Source organism: Acutalibacter sp. LFL-21, assembly GCF_025630755.1.
Lineage (GTDB): Bacteria > Bacillota > Clostridia > Oscillospirales > Acutalibacteraceae > Acutalibacter > Acutalibacter stercoravium.
On record NZ_JAOTNT010000035.1, the window covers coordinates 1 to 1,372 of the forward strand.

Consider the following 1,372-nt stretch of genomic DNA (forward strand, 5'->3'; position numbering starts at 1 on the left):
ACAAATTTTGATATTGAAGAACTGGGCCTGTCGGTGCAGGCAGCGCGGAATCTGTATACTGGGAAAGCCAATGCGGAGATCGTCAACCGCCTGCTGGAAAGTCCGCGCTTTGCAGAAGTCACCTACATGATCGAGCAATATTTTGACGATGCCCTGGCCGCCGGTTTCGCCGGACAGAACCAGATGCTTACCACCCTTAGCGCAATGCTGCGCCGGAATGTGAAAACGGATGCCGCAGTGCAGGCGGCCAGAGCTGTCAACCGGCAGAAAGTCCCTGTATATCAGGCAGACCTGACGATGATACAGAACACGTTCATAGCGGCGCTGCGGGAAGTGAAGAAAGAGATTGGTAACGATTTTACGGCGGCACAAACCTTGACCAAAGGCATCACCCAGCAGATGTTCTCCGAATTGACAAAAGGCCAAGATGTCCAGGCACCGACAATCACGCCGGAAATGATTTCTGCCGCTGTCACCCAGAGCGCGGCAGGGATGGACGGTGTGCAAAAGGAAGCGTTGGACAAGTTTGGTCAGGCGTTGACGGAATTTCTCCAATCCACCTTAGACCACGCCCAGGAGAAGCAGAATGCCGACCCGGAGCAATGAGCAGCTGTGCAGGCTGGCACAGGCAGGGGATACGGCTGCCCGCGATATTCTGCTGGAAAGTAATATGGGCTTCATCCGAAAAATAGCGTTGGAGCAATACCGGAGCATGGGGCTGGATGAAAATGATATTGGAATTGATTTAGATGATTTGGTGCAGGAGGGAAGCATCGGTCTGCTGAACGCGATCCCTTTGTTTGATGCCGGACGCGGCATGAAATTTCTGACTTATGCGGCACCGGCAATCCGCAATGCCATGACAGACTGCATCCGCGCCGCCCTTGCTCAGTTTGAACAACGGATGGTGGATAAGAAAGACGGCTCCGGCTTCCAGAGAGTATATCTGGATGACATTCTGTCCGATGATGAACGGATGCTGCGGATCGAAACCATAGCCGACCCTCACACCCAAACGCCGGAGCAAATCTACATCCAAAAAGAACAGCTGACAGAATTGTATGCGGCGCTGGACAAGCTGACTGCCAGAGAGCAGACCTATCTGCTGTACCGCTATGGTTTTACCGATGGCATCGAGCACCCGCTGATCGGCGCGGCACTCCATTTCCATCTGAGCGAGAGCCGGACAAAGAAGGTAGAGGGCGAGGCGATGGACAGTCTGCGTGGAAAGCTGCCGTGGTGGTTCTGATACGATGGTAAGCTGAGGCTGACGGAGGGCTTTGATATACCTTTGTTCCACAAATGACAAGGCTGGCAGACAGTGCATATCCGCACCGCCTGCCAGCCTTTTTTCTGTCGCTTATGCTGCCCC

General features: G+C 53.9%; 2 protein-coding genes. Both read left to right on the forward strand.

Annotated elements, in window-relative coordinates; translation table 11 throughout:
• On the forward strand, nucleotides 1-606 hold a 606-nt coding region (locus tag ODJ80_RS14025; protein WP_263042555.1), incomplete at its 5' end, for an XRE family transcriptional regulator.
• Nucleotides 587-1,249, forward strand: coding sequence for a sigma-70 family RNA polymerase sigma factor (locus tag ODJ80_RS14030; RefSeq protein ID WP_263042556.1), 663 nt, complete (start codon nucleotides 587-589; stop codon nucleotides 1,247-1,249). The genes ODJ80_RS14025 and ODJ80_RS14030, both read left to right, overlap by 20 nt.
• Nucleotides 1,250-1,372 lie beyond the last annotated feature (123 nt).